The organism is Dyella telluris, from assembly GCF_014297575.1.
GTDB classification, from domain to species: Bacteria; Pseudomonadota; Gammaproteobacteria; order Xanthomonadales; family Rhodanobacteraceae; genus Dyella; species Dyella telluris.
Genome location: NZ_CP060412.1, coordinates 1,614,945 through 1,632,333 on the forward strand (window position 1 = coordinate 1,614,945; position 17,389 = coordinate 1,632,333).

The 17,389-nt window shown below is 65.5% G+C and carries 14 protein-coding genes and 1 riboswitch; of the genes, 5 read left to right on the forward strand and 9 right to left on the reverse strand.

Features of this window, described 5'->3' with window-relative positions:
- Positions 1-16: 16 nt before the first annotated feature.
- The 3 genes from H8F01_RS07415 to H8F01_RS07425 form a co-directional block, all read right to left on the reverse strand.
- Complete coding sequence (locus H8F01_RS07415; protein WP_187058360.1) at positions 17-199, reverse strand: hypothetical protein; 183 nt, start codon at positions 197-199, stop codon at positions 17-19.
- A gap of 246 nt (positions 200-445) precedes the next feature.
- Positions 446-2,323 carry a phosphomethylpyrimidine synthase ThiC gene (gene thiC, locus H8F01_RS07420; RefSeq protein ID WP_222615733.1) on the reverse strand — a complete coding sequence of 626 codons (1,878 nt, stop codon included), beginning with the start codon at positions 2,321-2,323 and terminating at the stop codon, positions 446-448.
- Between the two features lie 140 nt (positions 2,324-2,463).
- A riboswitch (TPP riboswitch) is annotated at positions 2,464-2,558 on the reverse strand.
- Between the two features lie 65 nt (positions 2,559-2,623).
- Positions 2,624-3,274 carry a TetR/AcrR family transcriptional regulator gene (locus H8F01_RS07425; protein ID WP_187058361.1) on the reverse strand — a complete coding sequence of 217 codons (651 nt, stop codon included), beginning with the start codon at positions 3,272-3,274 and terminating at the stop codon, positions 2,624-2,626.
- Between the two features lie 613 nt (positions 3,275-3,887).
- Between H8F01_RS07425 and H8F01_RS07430 the strand changes: the two genes are divergently transcribed.
- Together H8F01_RS07430 and H8F01_RS07435 are read left to right on the forward strand one after the other, a co-directional pair.
- A complete protein-coding gene (locus tag H8F01_RS07430) occupies positions 3,888-4,547 on the forward strand; it encodes a protein-L-isoaspartate O-methyltransferase family protein (RefSeq protein WP_187058362.1) in 660 nt (219 codons plus the stop codon).
- Between the two features lie 27 nt (positions 4,548-4,574).
- A complete protein-coding gene (locus H8F01_RS07435) occupies positions 4,575-5,906 on the forward strand; it encodes a TolC family outer membrane protein (RefSeq protein WP_187058363.1) in 1,332 nt (443 codons plus the stop codon).
- Between the two features lie 89 nt (positions 5,907-5,995).
- Here H8F01_RS07435 and waaA read toward each other — a convergent pair whose 3' ends face one another.
- Positions 5,996-7,276 carry a lipid IV(A) 3-deoxy-D-manno-octulosonic acid transferase gene (waaA, locus tag H8F01_RS07440; RefSeq protein WP_187058364.1) on the reverse strand — a complete coding sequence of 427 codons (1,281 nt, stop codon included), beginning with the start codon at positions 7,274-7,276 and terminating at the stop codon, positions 5,996-5,998.
- A 113-nt stretch (positions 7,277-7,389) separates the two neighbouring features.
- Here waaA and lpxL point away from each other — a divergent pair, with 113 nt between their 5' ends.
- Together lpxL and H8F01_RS07450 are read left to right on the forward strand one after the other, a co-directional pair.
- The gene (gene lpxL, locus H8F01_RS07445; RefSeq protein ID WP_238481184.1) at positions 7,390-8,307 is read left to right on the forward strand and encodes an LpxL/LpxP family Kdo(2)-lipid IV(A) lauroyl/palmitoleoyl acyltransferase; all 918 of its coding nucleotides are present in this window, start codon (positions 7,390-7,392) and stop codon (positions 8,305-8,307) included.
- Positions 8,308-8,400: 93 nt separating this feature from the next.
- On the forward strand, positions 8,401-9,315 hold the full coding sequence (locus H8F01_RS07450) for a VirK/YbjX family protein (RefSeq protein ID WP_187058366.1): 915 nt from the start codon (positions 8,401-8,403) through the stop codon (positions 9,313-9,315).
- Positions 9,316-9,365: 50 nt separating this feature from the next.
- Here H8F01_RS07450 and H8F01_RS07455 read toward each other — a convergent pair whose 3' ends face one another.
- The 5 genes from H8F01_RS07455 to H8F01_RS07475 form a co-directional block, all read right to left on the reverse strand.
- Positions 9,366-11,654, reverse strand: a complete 2,289-nt coding sequence (locus H8F01_RS07455) for a S53 family peptidase (protein ID WP_187058367.1) — start codon at positions 11,652-11,654, stop codon at positions 9,366-9,368.
- A 562-nt stretch (positions 11,655-12,216) separates the two neighbouring features.
- Complete coding sequence (locus tag H8F01_RS07460; protein ID WP_187058368.1) at positions 12,217-12,996, reverse strand: glycosyltransferase family 2 protein; 780 nt, start codon at positions 12,994-12,996, stop codon at positions 12,217-12,219.
- A complete protein-coding gene (locus H8F01_RS07465) occupies positions 12,993-14,264 on the reverse strand; it encodes an O-antigen ligase family protein (RefSeq protein ID WP_187058369.1) in 1,272 nt (423 codons plus the stop codon). The genes H8F01_RS07460 and H8F01_RS07465 overlap by 4 nt, the downstream gene beginning before the upstream one ends.
- A 59-nt stretch (positions 14,265-14,323) precedes the next feature.
- A complete protein-coding gene (locus tag H8F01_RS07470) occupies positions 14,324-15,451 on the reverse strand; it encodes a glycosyltransferase (RefSeq protein ID WP_187058370.1) in 1,128 nt (375 codons plus the stop codon).
- A 97-nt stretch (positions 15,452-15,548) separates the two neighbouring features.
- Complete coding sequence (locus H8F01_RS07475; protein WP_187058371.1) at positions 15,549-15,755, reverse strand: zinc-finger domain-containing protein; 207 nt, start codon at positions 15,753-15,755, stop codon at positions 15,549-15,551.
- Positions 15,756-15,999: 244 nt separating this feature from the next.
- On the opposite strand from H8F01_RS07475, the gene H8F01_RS07480 reads away from it, so the two are divergent.
- A complete protein-coding gene (locus tag H8F01_RS07480; RefSeq protein ID WP_187058372.1) occupies positions 16,000-17,259 on the forward strand; it encodes a Yip1 family protein in 1,260 nt (419 codons plus the stop codon).
- Positions 17,260-17,389: the final 130 nt, after the last annotated feature.

Here is a 17,389-nt window from a genome sequence, read left to right on the forward strand (position 1 = left end):
GATTGTCATCCCCCCATCAGCCGCGCGAAACGTCCACTTCGGCTGACGCCGTGGCCTGTCCCGTCGCGAATCCGCCGTCATCGGTTTCCTGCATCCACCACCACATCGCCGCGCTGGCAACCAGCACGGCCAGCGCGAGGGTCATCAACACAACTCTGAGGATCACATGTCCCTGGCGTGCGTTGTCCGGTGCCGGCATGACGCGTCTCCTGGAAGCTACGTGCACTTTCCAACGCGCGTGATGGCCTTTCGGCTGACCGGAACCATCGACCCGACATCGACCGCAAGATGTTCCGGGAATCCTTGAACGAAAAGCGCCCTGTAGGAGCGCACTTGTGCGCGACCGCGGCACATCGATGCACCGCGGTCGCGCACAAGTGCGCTCCTACCAGGGGAATTCATCAGATGGTTCCGGTCACCGCGGTGGCCGGAACCATTCGGGCCATCAGGCCTTGTGATAGACCTCGGAGCCCTGCTGGCGGAACTCCGCGGACTTCTCCGCCATGCCGTCTTCCAGCGCGCTCTCCTCGCCCGTGCCGTGTTCGGCCGCGTAGTCGCGCACGTCCTGCGTGATCTTCATCGAGCAGAACTTCGGGCCGCACATGGAGCAGAAGTGCGCGCTCTTGTGTGCATCCTTCGGCATGGTCTCATCGTGGAATTCGCGCGCCTTTTCCGGATCCAGGCCCAGGTTGAACTGGTCTTCCCAACGGAATTCGAAGCGCGCCTTCGACAACGCGTTGTCACGCACCTGCGCGCCCGGGTGACCCTTGGCAAGGTCAGCCGCATGCGCAGCAATCTTGTACGCGATGATGCCGTCGCGCACGTCCTGCTTGTTCGGCAGGCCAAGGTGTTCCTTCGGCGTCACGTAGCAGAGCATGGCGGTACCGAACCAGCCGATCATCGCCGCACCGATGGCGGAGGTGATGTGGTCGTAGCCCGGCGCGATGTCGGTGGTCAGTGGCCCCAGCGTGTAGAACGGCGCCTCGTGGCACTTCTCCAGCTGGCGCTCCATGTTCTCCTTGATGAGCTGCATGGGCACGTGGCCGGGGCCTTCGATCATCACCTGCACGTCGTGCTTCCACGCGATCTGGGTGAGTTCGCCCAGCGTGTCCAGTTCGCCGAACTGCGCGGCGTCGTTCGCGTCGGCCACGCAGCCCGGACGCAGGCCGTCACCGAGACTGAAGGACACGTCGTACGCCTTCATGATTTCGCAGATGTCTTCGAAGTGCGTGTAGAGGAAGTTTTCCTTGTGATGCGCCAGGCACCACTTGGCCATGATCGAGCCGCCGCGCGACACGATGCCGGTGACGCGCTTGGCGGTCAGCGGCACGAAGCGCAGCAGCACGCCGGCGTGGATGGTGAAGTAGTCGACGCCCTGCTCTGCCTGCTCGATCAGCGTGTCGCGGAAGATTTCCCAGGTGAGGTTTTCGGCCACGCCATCGACCTTCTCCAGTGCCTGGTAGATCGGCACCGTGCCGATCGGCACCGGCGAGTTGCGGATGATCCACTCGCGCGTTTCGTGGATGTGCTTGCCGGTGGACAGATCCATCACCGTGTCGCCGCCCCAGCGGATCGACCACACCAGCTTCTCCACTTCCTCGGCGATGCCGGAGCTCACCGCGCTATTGCCAATATTCGCGTTGATCTTGGTGAGGAAGTTGCGGCCGATGATCATCGGCTCCGCTTCCGGATGGTTGATGTTCGCCGGGATGATGGCGCGGCCGCGCGCCACTTCGTCACGCACGAATTCAGGCGTGATCAGCTTGGGCAGCGCGGCACCGAAGGACTCGCCCGGATGCTGGTTGCGCAGCGCGCTGTCACGCAGCGCTTCGATGCGCTGGTTCTCGCGGATGGCGATGTATTCCATTTCCGGCGTGATGATGCCCTGGCGCGCGTAGTGCATCTGCGTGACGTTGGCGCCCGCCTTGGCGCGGTGCGGCGCGCGCGTGGCGGTGAAGCGGAAGGCGTCCAGCTTGGGGTCGGTGGCGCGCTGGCGGCCGAAGGCCGAGCTCAGGCCGTCGAGCTGCTCGGTGTCGCCGCGCTCGGCGATCCAGGCGGCGCGCAGGGCCGGCAGGCCGGTGACCAGGTCCACCTTGTAGTCCGGGTCGGTGTACGGGCCGGAGGTGTCGTAGACGGTGATCGGCGGGTTCTCCTCGCCGCCGAACAGGGTCGGCGTCTGCGCCTGGCAGATTTCACGCAACGGCACCTTCAGGTCGGGGCGGCTGCCCTGCACGTAGATCTTGCGCGAACCCGGGATCGGGCGCGTCACGGCTTCGGAGAGTTCCTGCGCGGCGCGCGCGAGGTCATTGGGCAGGGCATTCATCGGCTTATGGTCCGTCGGCTTGAAGCGATATCCCCGTAGGGACTGGCTTTCGTTGGGAGTCCCCGCCATGGAACACGGGGGCGTTGCGAATGGATTCGCAGACGAGCAACAGAAGCGACGGCGCCGGACGCACGGGTTCGACTCCGTGCGGCGAAGCTCCCTACAGCGGTACTAGCCGCATCAGGTTCGAAGGGACTCTCTCAGCCGGCTGTTGCCGGCACCCCCGCTTCAAGGGCCCTATTTGAGCACGAAGCGGGGTCGGTCGCGAGTGCGACGGCCCTGCAGGGAGGGCCGGAGGGGTCAGCGGGGCAGATAGGCCCGCAGGAACATGGTCACGCCGTCGCGGGCGGTCTGCTCCAGCTCGGCGGCATAGGACTGGGCGCACTCTTCGCAGCCGAACATGCGGCGCATGAGCATCTCGCCCTTGATCAGGGAAATGAACTGGCCGGCGGCGCGGGCCACGTTGCCGATCTCGAGCTTGCCGTCGTCAACCGCCTGTTGCAGAAGACGTTTCATGAGGCCCTGGGTGCGATCGGGGCCTTCTTCCCAGAGCAGCTTGCCGTAGCGGGGGTTGCCTTGGCGGCAGTCGCTGAGGATGGCGCGGAAGGTGCCCACGTTCTGCACGTCGCAGTCCAGACGGACGTGGTGGAGGGCGATGCGCTCCAGCGTGACGCCGATGTCCTCGGCGGCCTCGTAGTGGTACGTGTCCTCGGGAATCAGGTCCTGGATGCGGGCACGGATGACCTCGCGGAACAGGTTGTCCTTGTCGCCGAAGTGGCTGTAGACGGTGAGCTTGGACACACCGGCCTCTGCCGCTACCGCGTCCATGCTGGTTCCGGCAAAGGCATTGCGAATGAACAGGGCCTTGGCGGCCTCAAGGATCGCCGCTCGCTTTTCCATGTCCTTGGGACGGCCGGGCCCCTGAGGCTTGGTCTGCGGGATCGTGCTCATGTCTATACCTTCACAAATGGCTTCACAAATGGATAACGCCCGTTTAGTATACGCGGCGGTTTAGTTATTTTCCATGGCCAAGATACACGGCTTCCCTTATGTCCACCACTACCGTCGAACTTTCCCTCAGCCCAGCTTACCGTCTCGCCCAGCGAGCGCTCGCCTCCTGGCTCGAGCGTGGGCAGCCCGGCGCTCGCCACGCGGCCTTTGCGGCGCGGGCCGCGCTGTCGGCGCTGGATGCCACCGAGCGCAGCCGCATGGCCCGCTGGCTGGCCTGGCTTGAGGTGGCGGCCACGAGCCGCGGCCAGACCTCCCCGGGGGTCCGGATCCAACGCCTTGACGCATCCTTGCATCAGGCCATGCAAGATGCCTTTGCGCGCCTCCCCGGTCAGACGGTTGTCGCACGCAAGGGGAACCATAGGCGGAGTGCCTGAGTTTTTCCGCGGAAGTGTCCGCGGACACCGCGCCACGCATGACTTCCGTCAACCGAGCGCGATGACTTCCGGCACTTCGAGCAGTACGGCCAAGGTCGCAGGCTTTGCACATTGTCGGAAGATGGCTAAGCGCTTATGATTTTTAGCCTTTTTTCCGATCCGAATTAGGACGTAGCAACATGGCGATGAACTTCGATCAGGCGCGATTGAACATGGTGGAAAACCAGGTGCGCCCCTGGGAGGTGCTGGATGCCCGCGTGCTCGACGTGCTGGGCAGCGTGCGCCGCGAGGACTTCGTTGCCCCGGAGCACCGCAAGCTGGCTTTCGCCGACCTCTGCCTGCCGCTGGGACATGGCGAGGTGATGATGAAGCCCGTGCTTGAAGGCCGCGTGCTGCAGGCGCTGGAGCTGACCCCGAATGACCAGGTGCTGGAGATCGGCACGGGTTCGGGTTTCCTCACTGCCTGCATGGCCAAGCTCGCCGGTCACGTCACCAGCCTGGACATCCACGCCGACTTCATCGCCACTGCCGGCCAGCGCCTGGCGACGGCGGGTATCGGCAATGTGACGCTCGAAGTCGGTGAAGCCGTGAATGCATGGCAGCCGGCCGGCCAGTTCGACGCACTCGTCGTCACTGGCGCGGTCTACCAGATTCCGCAGCGCTTCCTGGGCTGGCTGAAGCCGGGTGGTCGCGTGCTGGTGGTGCGCGGCGAATCGCCGGTGCAGAGCGTGTTGCTGCTGACCCACGAAGGTAACGGCCGTTATCGCGAAGAGTCGTTGTTCGAAACCGACCTGCCGTACCTGAAGCACGCTGAGCCGCCGCGTCGCTTCGTTTTCTGACCTATTACCCCATAGATGAGGCAACCCATGCGCTTGAAGCTTCTGACCCTTGCCCTGGCCCTGTCGGCGCTCCCGCTGGCCGGCCACAGCGAGGACTTGCTGGATGCATACCGAGAAGCCCGCGCCAATGACCCGGTGCTGTCGCAGGCGGAAGCGACCCGCCTCGCCACCGGCGAAGGTGTGAATCAGGCGCGTGCGCTGATGCTGCCGCAGCTCAATGGCAGCTTCGGCCTTACGCAGCAGCAGGCCGGCAGCCAGATCACCAACTCGACGATCCAGGGCAATGGCCATACGCGCACGCGTTCGCTGGATGTGCAGCTGAACCAGTCGATCATCGACCTGAGCCAGTGGGCCAACCTGTCGGCCGCGAAGTCGCAGGCGCATTCGCAGGACTCGGCATACGATGCCGCGCTGCAGAACCTGTACGTGCGCGTCACCACGGCCTACTTCGGCGTGCTGACCAGCCAGGATGCACTGGTGTTCGCCAAGGCCAACGAAGACGCCTACAAAGAGGCCTACGATCAGGCCGACCAGCGCTTCAAGGTGGGTCTGTCTGCCGTGACCGACGTTTACCAGGCCAAGTCGTACTACGAACTGGCCAAGGCCCAGACGATCTCCGCGCAGAACACGCTGAACGATGCCAAGGAAGCGCTCACGCAGGTCACCGGCAAGCCCGTGGGCGACCTGAAGAAGCTGCGCGAGGACCTGCCGCTGACGCCGCCGAACCCGGCCGACCCGAATGCCTGGGTGCAGGCGGCGCTGCAGTCGAACGCCACGATCCAGTCCGGCCAGTACACCGTACAGGCAGCCGAGCACAGCATCGATGCGGCACGCGCCGGCCACCTGCCGACGCTCAACGCCACCGCGTCGCGCGGCAAGGACACCACGTGGCTGGAAAACGGCAGCCAGGCCAGCAACTACGGCAACGCCCAGTACGGCACCACGGTCGGCCTGACGCTGAGCATCCCGATCTTCTCGGGCGGCGGCACGCAGTCCAAGGTGCGCCAGTCGATCTACCAGCGTGACGAGGCACAGGATTCGCTCGAATCAACCCGCCGCCAGGTGGTTCGCGACACCCTGAACTTCTACCGTTCCGTGCTCGCTGGCATCAGCCAGGTCGAAGCCAACAAGGCCTCGGTGGATTCCGGCCAGAAGGCACTGGAAGCCACCCGCGCCGGCTTCGACGTGGGTACGCAGACCATGCTGAACGTGCTCAACGCGATTCAGACGCTGACCCAGGCGGAAAGCAGCTACTCGCAGTCCCGCCACCAGCTGGTGCTGGACCAGCTGGAGCTGAAGCAGTCGGCCGGCTCCATCGACGTCAAGGACATGGAACTGGTCAACACCATGCTGCAGTAAGCAGGCGTCGGCTACCGCATCAACGACAAGGCCGGGCTAGTCCCGGCCTTGTTGCATCTGGCCCCCCGGCAAGCCGGGCGTCCGGACGGCTATTCCTGCAGCAGCGCGTCGATCATGCCCATCACGCGCTTGACCGCACCGCGTTCGCTGTCGAACACCACGCGCGCGGCATCGCCCATGCGCTCCCGCTGGGGCGGATCGCGCAGCAGCTGCTGCACGGCAGCGCCCAGCTCGCTGGGCGTGCTCACGCGCGATGCACCGCCCTCGCGGATCAGGGTGAGCGTGATCTCTTCGAAGTTGAAGGTGTGCGGCCCCACCAGCACCGGCGTGGACAAGGCCGCCGGTTCCAGCACGTTGTGGCCGCCGATGGGCACCAGGCTGCCGCCGACGAAGGCCAGATCCGAGCCGGCATAGAACGGCATCAGCTCGCCCATGGCATCGATCACGAACACCTGGTGCATGCCGGTGGGTACGCGGTCCGCGCTGCGCGTGCCGACCGTGAAACCCAGGCTGCGTGCCGCGTTTTCCACCAGCTTGAAGCGCTCGGGGTGACGCGGAGCGATCAGCAGCAGGGCGTCGGGCCAGCGCGTGAGCACTTCCAGGTGCGCCTCGAGCACGGGCAGCTCCTCACCTTCGTGCGTGCTGCCGGCAATCCAGACGGGGCGCAGGTGTCCCCACTGCTGGCGCAGCTCGTCACCCTTGCGCTCGGCGTCGTAGGGCACCGGCATGTCGAATTTCATGTTGCCGGTGACCACGACCTTGTCCGTATCGGCGCCCAGTTCGCGGTAGCGCGCGGCATCGGTCTGCGATTGCGCGGCGATCTGGTACACGCAGCGCAGCGCCTGCGCCACCAGGCTGCCCATGGGCTTGTAGCCACGCAGCGAGCGCTCGGATAGCCGCGCATTGACGATCATCAGGGGGATATTCCGACTGCGGCAGGCGAAATACAGATTCGGCCAGATCTCGGTTTCCACGATGATGGCCAGCCGCGGCCGCACGCGCCTGAAGAAGCGCGATACCGAGAACGGCAGGTCGTAGGGCAGGTAGACGTGGAACACGCTGTCACCGAACAGCTGCCGCACGCGCTCCGAGCCGGTGGGCGTCACGGTGGTCACCACCAGCGGGGCGTTCGGGTAGTCCGATTGCAGGGCCTTGATCAGCGGCTCGGCCGCGTTGACCTCACCCACCGATACCGCGTGCACCCACAGGCTGCCGGTCAGGCCCTTCGGCGCCTCGAAGAAGCCGAAACGTTCGCGCCAGCGCTTGTGGTAATCGCGGTAGCGCACGCCACGCGCCAACAGCCGCAGCACGATCAGCGGCGTCACCAGGTACATCGCGAGGGTGTAGAGATAGCGCAACGGTGGGACCATCGGGTGCGGTGCGCCAGTATATCGGCTTAGCGCCGGGCGCCTGCCCGACGCTGGCCGGGCCATGCGGCTCGCCTCGTTTTGCCTAGTTCCCTACAATGCGAGCGATGCCCGGCATGCCTCGCCCTTCGTTCACCCGCTCCCTGCTCACCCCGACTCACTGGCCTGCGTGGCTGGGCGTAGGCGTGATCTGGCTGATCGCCCACCTGCCACGCACCTGGCTGATGGCCCTGGGGCGCGGACTGGGCTGGCTCGTGCAGCGCGTGCCCTCCCCGCGTCGGCACATCGCTGAGGTGAACATCGCGCTGTGCTTTCCGGAGTTGCCGAAAGACGAACAGGCCCGGCTGGTCGATGCCCACCTGCGTGACATCGGCCTGATGATGGCGGAGTTCGCCCTGGGCTGGATGGGCAGCGAACGCGCCATCGCCAACGTACCGGTGACCGTCGAGGGCCTGGAGCATCTCGAGGCCGCCCGCTCGCAGGGCAAGGGCGTGCTGCTGGTCGGCGGGCATTTCTCGCACCTGGAGTTGTGCGCGCGACTGGTCTCGCAGCGCATCCGCATTTCCGGCATGTACCGCCGCATGGATTCGGCCGTGTTCGAGTGGGCCGTTCTGCGTGCCCGTCTGGACTACGCGGAGGCGATGTTCGAGAAAGACGACATCCGCGGCACGGTGAAGCACCTGCGCAACGGCGGCACGCTCTGGTACGCGCCGGACCAGGACATGCGCAGCAAGGACAACGTCTTCGTGCCGTTCTTCGGCATACCGGCGGCCACCATTACCGCCACCCATCACCTGGCCCGTCTTTCCGGTGCGCTGGTGATCCCGTTCTACCATCGCCGCCTGCCGGACAACGCCGGTTATGCATTGAAGCTGGGCGCGCCGCTGGAGCAGTTTCCGAGCAAGGACACGCTGGATGACACCGCACGCGTCAACGCCTGCATCGAAGACATGGTGCGCGCCGCACCCGAGCAATACCTGTGGGTGCACAAGCGCTTCAAGACGCGTCCGGAAGGCAGTCCGCCGGTTTACTGAAGCGGCTTACATACACCGCAGCGGTCGGCCGACAGACAAATGTCAGGCTGATCGTATAAAAATGCGCACGCATTTTCCCCACGATCCCCCCACATGACTCTCCGGTTGTTTCTGCGCTCGCTGCGCCAGCGCCGCGATTGGCGTGGCTCGCCCCCAAAGCGCCTCGTCGCCGGCCTCAAATACATCGCCCGAAGCCTGCGCATGGCGCGCCGCCAGTCCAGCTGGCTGGCCGAGCTGTACGGTTCGCCGCGACTGACGTCCATCCTCGCGCATGACCCGCGCCTGCACGAGCGCTGGCATCACCATTACATCAACCGGCGCATGGGCCGCGCCGAGCGCATGGCGGTGATCAGCCAGCACTATCGCTTCGCCTTCGCGCAGCTGCCGTCGGCCATGGTCGACGCCATCTACGTGCACGGCCGCTACGCACTGGGCACGTTGCTGCTCAAGGACGGCAGCGAACTGCTGCTGGAATTGCGCCGGCCCACCGGCCGCAGCCGCGAAGGCGAACTGGCGCTGTGCCTGGCCAACGCACATGGACAGGTGCTTTCTTCGGCGATCTTCAGCGTCGCCGATGACGGTCAGACCCTGCTGGTCGGCTGCCTGCAGGGCGCCGCTGCCGAACTGGGGCGCGAAGCGGTACGCGAGCTCACCAAGCAATGCTACGGCCTGCGCCCGAAGAACCTGCTGTTCTCGTTGCTGCTGGCGTTCGGCGCGTTCACCGGTGCCACGCGCATCCTCGGTGTCAGCAACCTCACCCATCCGTTCGCGGGCGAGGCAGACAAGATCAAGGCCGATTACGACAGCTTCTGGGAAGAATGCCAGGGCGTGCTGCAACCGGACGGCTTCTTCGCCTTGCCCATCGCCGAGCCGACGCGTGACGAGGCCTTGGTGGAGAGCAAACATCGCTCCGCCTTCCGTCGCCGCGAGATGCTCCGCCGCGAAGCCTGTGCACGGCTGCTGGCCTCGCTGCGCGACGAGCCCCTGCCGCTGTCCCAGGCCGCCTGACGCGGCCAAGGACATCCCCGGCGCGTTCGCCGGGGATGTCGTCAGGGTGCTTACTTCACGTTGACGAAGGCCTTCCAGGCCGAAAGCAGGTTGTTCGCGTCGACCGACCCCAGACCGGAGGCGAAGCTCCAGCCCGGCCGCGCCGCATAGGCTTCAGTGGTCGCGTTGTACTTGCTGGCGTTGGTGCTGGTGAGCCCCGTCTGGATTGACCCCAGCCACGAGTTGGGCAGCGCCCCGTAGTAGTAGCAGTCCGGCGTCACCACGTCGGGCAACTGTTGCACGCACTGGGTGGCAATGCTGCCGCGCGTGACGTTGTGGAACACGCACTTGCCCGTGCCCTTGGCGCCATTGTCCGCATTGCACGCGGCCAGCGTGGACGGCGGGTTCCCCTTCGAGCCGCCGTATTCGTCCTCGGCGAGCGCATACAGCGTCGGCGCCGCATTGCCCTGGTTGGGTGACAGGCCCTTCGCCGCCAGCCCCTGGTCAATCAGCGCCTGGATGCCCGCGAACATCGGTGAAGACAGCGACGTACCGCCAATGAGCGCCGTGCTGCCAGTGAAGCCCGGTGTGCACGGATAGTAGTACGAGCAGACGATGACCCAGGTCGAACCGCCATACGAGCCACCGAACAGCGCCACATCAGGCACGTCGCGCGACTGGTCCTTGGCCGCGTTGTACACCTGGCGCTGCCACGCCGGCTTGGCATCCACCGAGGACGGCCCGCCACTCCCCGCCTCCGAAGTGAGGTAGTACCCGTTCGGGTCAAAGCTCAGATACGCCTTGCAGAACGCCAGCGAGGTCGCGTAACCCAGCGACTTGGCCGCCACCTCATTGCCGCACGACTGGTTCCACGGAATTTCCGGCACATAGGACAGCGCGGAGCCGTAAACCGCGTTGAACGTCGAGCTGAAGTACTTCTTGGTGGTGCCGTCGAGGATGTCGGCCGTGTCCGTGCCACCCACCACGGTGTCGTTGGGCGACGTGCCGAACGCGTTGGCATCGACGCCCGCGTCATTGATGATGAAGCCGTTGAAGCTCGGGTTGGAACCCGAATCGCCGCTGGAAACGAACACGGAGATGCCTTCCGCATCCGCCTGCGCCCACATCAGGTCGATCGCAGTCTTGCTCGGCGCATCCGTGAATCCTTCGCCGTACCCATAGCTTGCGCTGATGATGTTGGGACGGGACGTGCCATTGATCAGGTTGGTCGCTGCAGTGAACACGCCACCGAAGAAGTTGGTGGCGTTGGAGTCATCGCAACTGGCGAGCCAGATGTTGGCGCCCGGCGCCATCGCCGTGGACCATTCGGCATCAAGCAAGGCCTCGAAATCATCTTCGCCAGGATAGGCGATGGTCGGGTCGATGCAATTGGTGAAGCCGGTGGCCTGCGGCTGGAACTGCTTGAACGTACCACCGTAGCTGGTCAGCCCGAACTGGCTCACGAAGTTGCTCCAGTCGCTTGGCACCATCGAGCTGTCCTCCACCAGCGCAATGGTGATGCCCGTACCGGTGAGCCCGCTCGCATAGAGCTTGTCGGTGCCGTACATCTTGGCCGTGTCGTAAGGCACAAGGCCCCGCGAACCATTGGTGAAGTTCACCGCCTGCGGGAGCGCACCCGTCGCCGCCACCTTCGGCTTGGGCACATCGAAACGCTGCGTACTGGCGTTGAACTTGCCGTACGTCGGCGTGGTGTGTTGCGCCTGCGGATGCACGTCATTGAGGCCGGCCACGCCGGCTACCACGCTCTTCAACGCCGCCGGAACGCTGATGTCGCTGGCATTGGCAACGTGCGCGGTTTCATTGATGGTGTAGTGGTTCATCTGCGTGTGGAACGCGCGCCTGACCTGGCCCGCGTTACCGCTGAAGTCGATCTGCATCTTGTTCGCGTACACGCCGTTGACGGTGAACCCCTGCGACTTCAGCCACGCGCTGACCGCCGCAACATCCGCGTCGGCCACGCCAAACGCCTGGCCGAACTGCTCGGGCGTCACCCATTGCCGGAACTTCGACGACGACGGGTCGTGCTGGGCGGCGATCAATGTCTCGAGGGCCGCCTGGCGCCCTGCGCTTCGTTGCAGGATGAGGTTCATGTGGTTCATCCGCTTCGCATCGTCCACGGCCTTGGTGGCGGCAGACCTGTCGACCACGGCCAGATGGCTTTGCTGCAACGTCGACGTCACGCGGTTATCGACGGTCTGCGTGACCCTTGGCGCCTCGGACGTCGGGATTCCCGCCAACGCCGCGTCCTGCGCGACCCCGGTTTGCGCGAATGCCGCGACCGGCATGCCTGCCAGGGCCAGAGTCATGGCCGCCAGCAGATTCAGGTGCTCGTGTTTCATGCAATGTCTCCCAGATGTGATCCATTGAGAACAAGCAAGCTCCCCCCTGGTTTGACCTGCGCCCGCACTGTTTGCCGCATGACCTCCTTTTCGGCTCGCGCCGTGCAAGAGACAGACACACCCGCCGCGCCGCCTTGACGGCGACACGTTTCATGGCAGTAACGACAAACCCATCCACACGATGCGGGAGGCGGCTACCGATGCCTGCCCGCAGTGACACCCCACCAAGCGGCGGGAGTGTAGAACGCCGCTGCGCCACCGCGCCTCGAATGACGCCCCAAAATGCCTACTCGTCGTGAACGACTCAGCGAAGCCATGGAAATCACGGAGTTGTGGCGTACTCGCGCGTTGTATCGGCAGCATGGGAACCATGACCACGATGCCGCAAATTCATCCGCCCACAGCGACAAAGGAACGTGCGCGGCATCCCGCGACGGCCCCGTGGGGCCGATGCCGTCCAGTGACAAGTAATTCCGGTAAGGCAAGACCTTGCGTCTCGCCGGAAGGCGACATAAATCGGTGCTGAATCCAGCTGTTTTCCCGCGCTGACGCCGTGCTTGCGCTAGCGCTGTTGCTCACGCTGCCGACGCGCCGCCTGCTCGCGCGCCTCGTGCAGCTTGGCGTACTTGAGGAAGGCGTAGAACGCACCGGTGACGCTGGCGATGAAGCCGGCCCAGCCGTTGAGGAAATAGCGCTTGCCGATGTACTGGCGCAGGAAGAACACCGGCGGATAGAACACCATGCGCAGGCCGGTGAAACGCTGCTGCTTGCGCAGTTTGTACGCCACCATGCCGGTGGTATAGCGATTGATCTTCTCCACGCGAGTGGCGATGTCACCATCCCCGTCGTTGACGAAATCAGCGTGCCACAGCGTCTTCACGCGGCCATTCACTTCCACCGCCGAATGCACCTCGACATCGTTCATGCCGCCGCGCCGACGGTCGAACAACCGCAGGTGCCCGTTGCGCCAGCTCCAGCGATGCTGCGTGGTCCAGAACATGCGCTCGCGCCGGGGCAGGCGATAACCCGCGTAGCGCGGGCTGGTCAGTGCGCGCTCGATCTCCTCGCGCGTGCCGGGCGAGAGGATCTCGTCCGCATCGAGGTTGAGGATCCAGTCGTGGCTGGCCATGTCGTAGGCGCGCTGCTTCTGGGGACCGTAGTCGTCGAACGGATGCACCGCCACGCGCGCGCCATGGCGCTGCGCAATGGCGACCGTGTCGTCAGTGGAGCCGGAGTCGAGCACCACGATTTCCTCGGCCCATGCCACCCGGCTGAGGCAGGCATCCAGCGTGTCGGCATTGTTGAAGGTGATCACCACCACCGACAGCGGTTCGCGCCTCATGCGGTTGCTCCCCGGGGCGAAGGTATCGCGTAGAGCGCCGCGCACCACAGGCCCAGCAGCCACGCAAACAGCAAACCCCACCAGGCCGAATAGAAGGCCAGGTGCGTATTGAGCGGAAACAGCATCACCGCCAGCGCCAACGTCACGGGGAAGGCCCGCGCGCGGGCGTCATGCCCCGCGCGACGCCAGGCAAGCAAGGCGGCGCCGATCGCCGCCAGCCAGCACAGCATCCCCAGCACGCCGGTTTCGGTGAGCACTTCCAGCACCCACTGGTGCGCATGACAGGCGCCCTCGCCCGGCCCGCAGGCTTCGGCGGACACCACGAAATGGTCGTCCGGCGGTGCGTAATGCGGATAGGCATAGCGATAAGCGCGCACGCCGACACCGTTGATCGGGTGGGCTTCGGCCATGGCCACGCTGGTGCGCCAGATATCCAGGCGCCCGCTCAACGCCGTGTCCAGCGACTGCGCCGAACCGCCCTGCGCCTGCAGCGTGCGCTCCATGCGCAGCTGGAAGCGCTCCGACGTTTTCCACGCCACGCCCCCGGCCAGCAACACCGCGACCGCCAGGCCACCGCCGATGACGGCGAAGCGAAGCGGTGAACGTGCGATGCGCCACGCAAAGGCCACCCCCACCAGGGCGTAGCACACCCAGGCGGCGCGCGAGCCCGCCATCAGCACCGGCCCAAGCAGGAACGCGAACGCCACCAGCACGCCCCTGGTGCCCCAGCGCCGCTGCGCCGCCCACAGCACGAACGGGGAAAGCACCGACAGCGATGGGCCCAGCTTCAGGTTGCCGGCGCCAAAGATGCCGGAGATGCGCTCAGGTTCCGCATGGCCACCAAGACTCCAGCCCGTCAGGATCTGCACCCAGGCATCCACCGCCCACAACGCCAGCACGGCGGCCACCGCCAGATACAAGGCATCGAGCTTGTCTTCGCGGCGGATGGCGAAACAGGCATACAACCCCAGCGGCGCATAGCGCAGCAGCGAGGCCACCGTGCTCCAGCTCTTGCCCGGTGCCAGCGAATCCACCGCGGAGATCAGCGCCGCGCCCACATAACCGGCCAGCAGCCACAGCAGCAGGCGCGCGCCCGCATGCTCACGCAATGCGCCCGGGTGGCGCGCGAACAACAGGACGGTGCCGATGAAGCACAGCAGCGTGCCCAGCTCGGAGCTGCGTCCGAACGGCAGCAGCGCGATGACCAGCCAGAACGGCAGCAGCGGCGATCGCAGCGCGGCCTTCAGTGATGCAGCAAGTGGACTCATGCGTCGATCAGCAAGGGTGATGCGCGCATTGTAGGGGAGCGCCGCAGCCGGGCGCCGCGTCAGGCGGCGGTGAGCTCGTCGTACAGGGCCAGCGTGGCCTGCTGCATGTCGCTCAGGCGGTAGCTCTGCAGCATCGGAATGGGCGGCGCCACGCGCAGCAGCTCGGCAGCGCGCTCCACCAGACGCTCGCGGTCCGCGGGCGGCACGCGGCCGGCCGGGTACAGCTCGGCCAGCAGCTCACCCACGCCGCCATGGGCGTAACCCAGCACGGGGCGGCACAGCGACAGCGCCTCGATCACGGTACGCCCGAACGATTCGGGCTTGTTCGACAGCTGCAGCACCAGCGAGGAAATGGCGTAGATGTCGCGCACGTCGGCACGCGCCGGCGTCATCACCACCTGCGATTCCAGGCCACGGGCACGGACGAGGCCGCGCAGCTCCTCGACGTAGGCTTCGCGGCCCGGCTCGATCACGCCCAGCAGGAGCAGGCGCACGTCGATGCCGCGACGCTTCAGTTCGGCCACCAGCTCGATGGCGTCATGGTGGCCCTTCAGGCGCGTACCGCGACCCGGCAGGGTCAGCAGCGGCGCACCGGCCAGGGCCGGGAATTCGGCGAAGAACGCCTTGGTCCAGTTATCGTCCGGGCGATGGCCGTACGGGAAGGCGTCCGGGTCGATGCCGCGCGGGATCACGCGCACCCGGCCCGGCTCCAGCCAGGCGTAATGGCTGAGCATGAAGTCGCGCAGGGTCTGGGACACGGCGATGACCCGCTCGCCACGGAGCAGGATGGCGCTGTACCGGCCCGGCGAATTGAGGCCGTGCACCGTCGTCACGAAATGCGGCGCCGGCTTCATGCCCTTGATGGCCCACCAGCCCAGCCAGGCCGGCAGGCGCGAACGGGCATGCACGATATCGGGCTTGAGCTCGCGCAGCAGCTTGCGCAGGGCCCCCACCTTCATGAGGGTGCCCAGCGACTTGCGGCCGATATCCAGGGTGATGTGGCGGCTACCTTCGGCTTCCAGCTGAGACACCAGACGTCCACCGGCAGAAATGACGATGGACTGATGCCCCGCCTGAACAAGTGCACGGGCAATCTCCAGCGCAGACCGCTCCGCCCCGCCCGATTGCAGGGAGGGGATCAGCTGCACGACGGTCAAAGACCTCGCTGGCGTGGCGATTGCTGACATGATTTGTTCAAAAGGTGCCTTCATTCCTAGAGGCAAGCAGCAATCGTGCCGAAACGGTCGACGAAAATCGTTTCAGTTGTAACGTTTTTTGTTTAAATCAGTCGCGAAGCACGTAATGCGCGCCGCAATAAGGACATGTGGATTCCCCACCGTCCTCGACGACCGGCAAATAGACCTTGGGATGGGAGTTCCACAGCGCCATGCCGGGCATCGGGCAGGACAGCGGGAGGTCCGAGCGCGTCACTTCGTAACGATTTTCGGCATTAGCAGGGATCAACGGGGCAGCCGCAGGGGAACGCGACATGGGGTCAAACTCCATCAGGACACCAGACCGCCCATGTTAGCAGGCCGGCGGCCCTTCACACCCGCCCGGAGAGCCGATCCGGAGCGGGCTCGGCGGACATAGGGCATAGTGCGGGCGACCAATGTCGGGGGCTTCCCCAACGGCCGAGAATGCCTCGGCCTGACCGGGAATCTGGGGAATCGACGGGCCTGCGATCCGACGGTACGTGGATGGCGGGCATGGCCCATCTCGTGCAGGGATCGTCATGGACTTCAGCAAGATTTTCAGCCGCATCAAGGCCATCCTCGGCTCACCACAGACCGAATGGCCAACCATCGCCGCAGAGCCGGCGAGCATCGGCGGCCTGTTCCGCGGCTACATCTGCATCGTCGCCGCACTACCAGTCATCGCCCAGTTCATCAAAGGCAGCCTGCTCGGCTACGGCGGCATGGGCGTGCACGTGCACACGCCGATAGGCATGGGCGTGGTCGGCCTGGTGCTGCACTACGTGCTCGCCCTGGTGGTGACCTACGTGGTGGCCCTCATCATCGACGCGCTCGCGCCCACTTTCGGCGGCACCAAGAACCTGGTGCAGGCGCTCAAGACCGTGGCCTACGCATGGACGGCAGGATGGGTGGGCGGCATCGCCGTGATCATTCCGTGGATCGGCTGGCTGGTTGCCATCGCCAGCCTCATCTACGGCATCTACCTGCTCTACCTCGGCTTGCCGCACACCATGCACTGCCCGCCGGAGAAGGCAGGCGGCTATACGGCCGTCACGGTGATCGCCGGGGTGGTACTGACCTGGATCGTGGCGCTCGTCGTGGGCGGCATCATCGGCACGGCCGCGCTCACCGGCGCATCCATGAGCGGCATGCACGTGACCGACAAGGATGGCAGCACGGTAACCATCGATCCCGACAGCGCCCTCGGCAAGCTGTCCGCCATGAGCTCCAACACGGCACGTGCCGCGAAAGATCTCGAGAACGCCCAGAAGACCGGCGATGTCGCCGCGCAACAGGCAGCCATGGGCAAGCTGATGAGCGGTGACGGCAAGACGGTGGCGGTATCGTTGTCGCCCGAAACGCTGCGCGGCTTCCTGCCCGATGAACTCGACGGCATGAAACGCAGCGACTTCCATGCCGACCGCTCCGGCGCCATGGGCATGCAGATCTCCAGCGCGGACGCTACCTACAGCGACGGCCGCACCCGCACCATGCAGGTGGAGGTGGCCGACACCGGCAACATGCGCGGCATGATGGCCGTGGCCAGCGCCGTCACGCCCAACACGGAACAGCAGACCGACCACGGTTACCAGAAGACTTACACCGACCACGACCGGTTGGTGCAGGAAACGTGGGACACACAGACCATGAGTGGTGAATTCAGCGTGGTCGTCGCCAACCGCTTCACCGTGAAGGCCAGCGGCAACGCGCAAGACATCGATCAGCTCAGGCAGGTGGTGAACGACCTGGATCTGGACAAACTGGCGTCGCTCAAGGATCAGGGCATCAGCGGCCGGTGATGCGGGGGATGCCCTCCTTCGTGCTTTCGTGCTTTCGCACCTCGTCCTGCGCCCCGCATACCCCTCACCGTCATCCCTGCGAAAGCAGGGATCCAGTGCCTTTTGAGGCGCACGCGAGGGTGAAAGACGC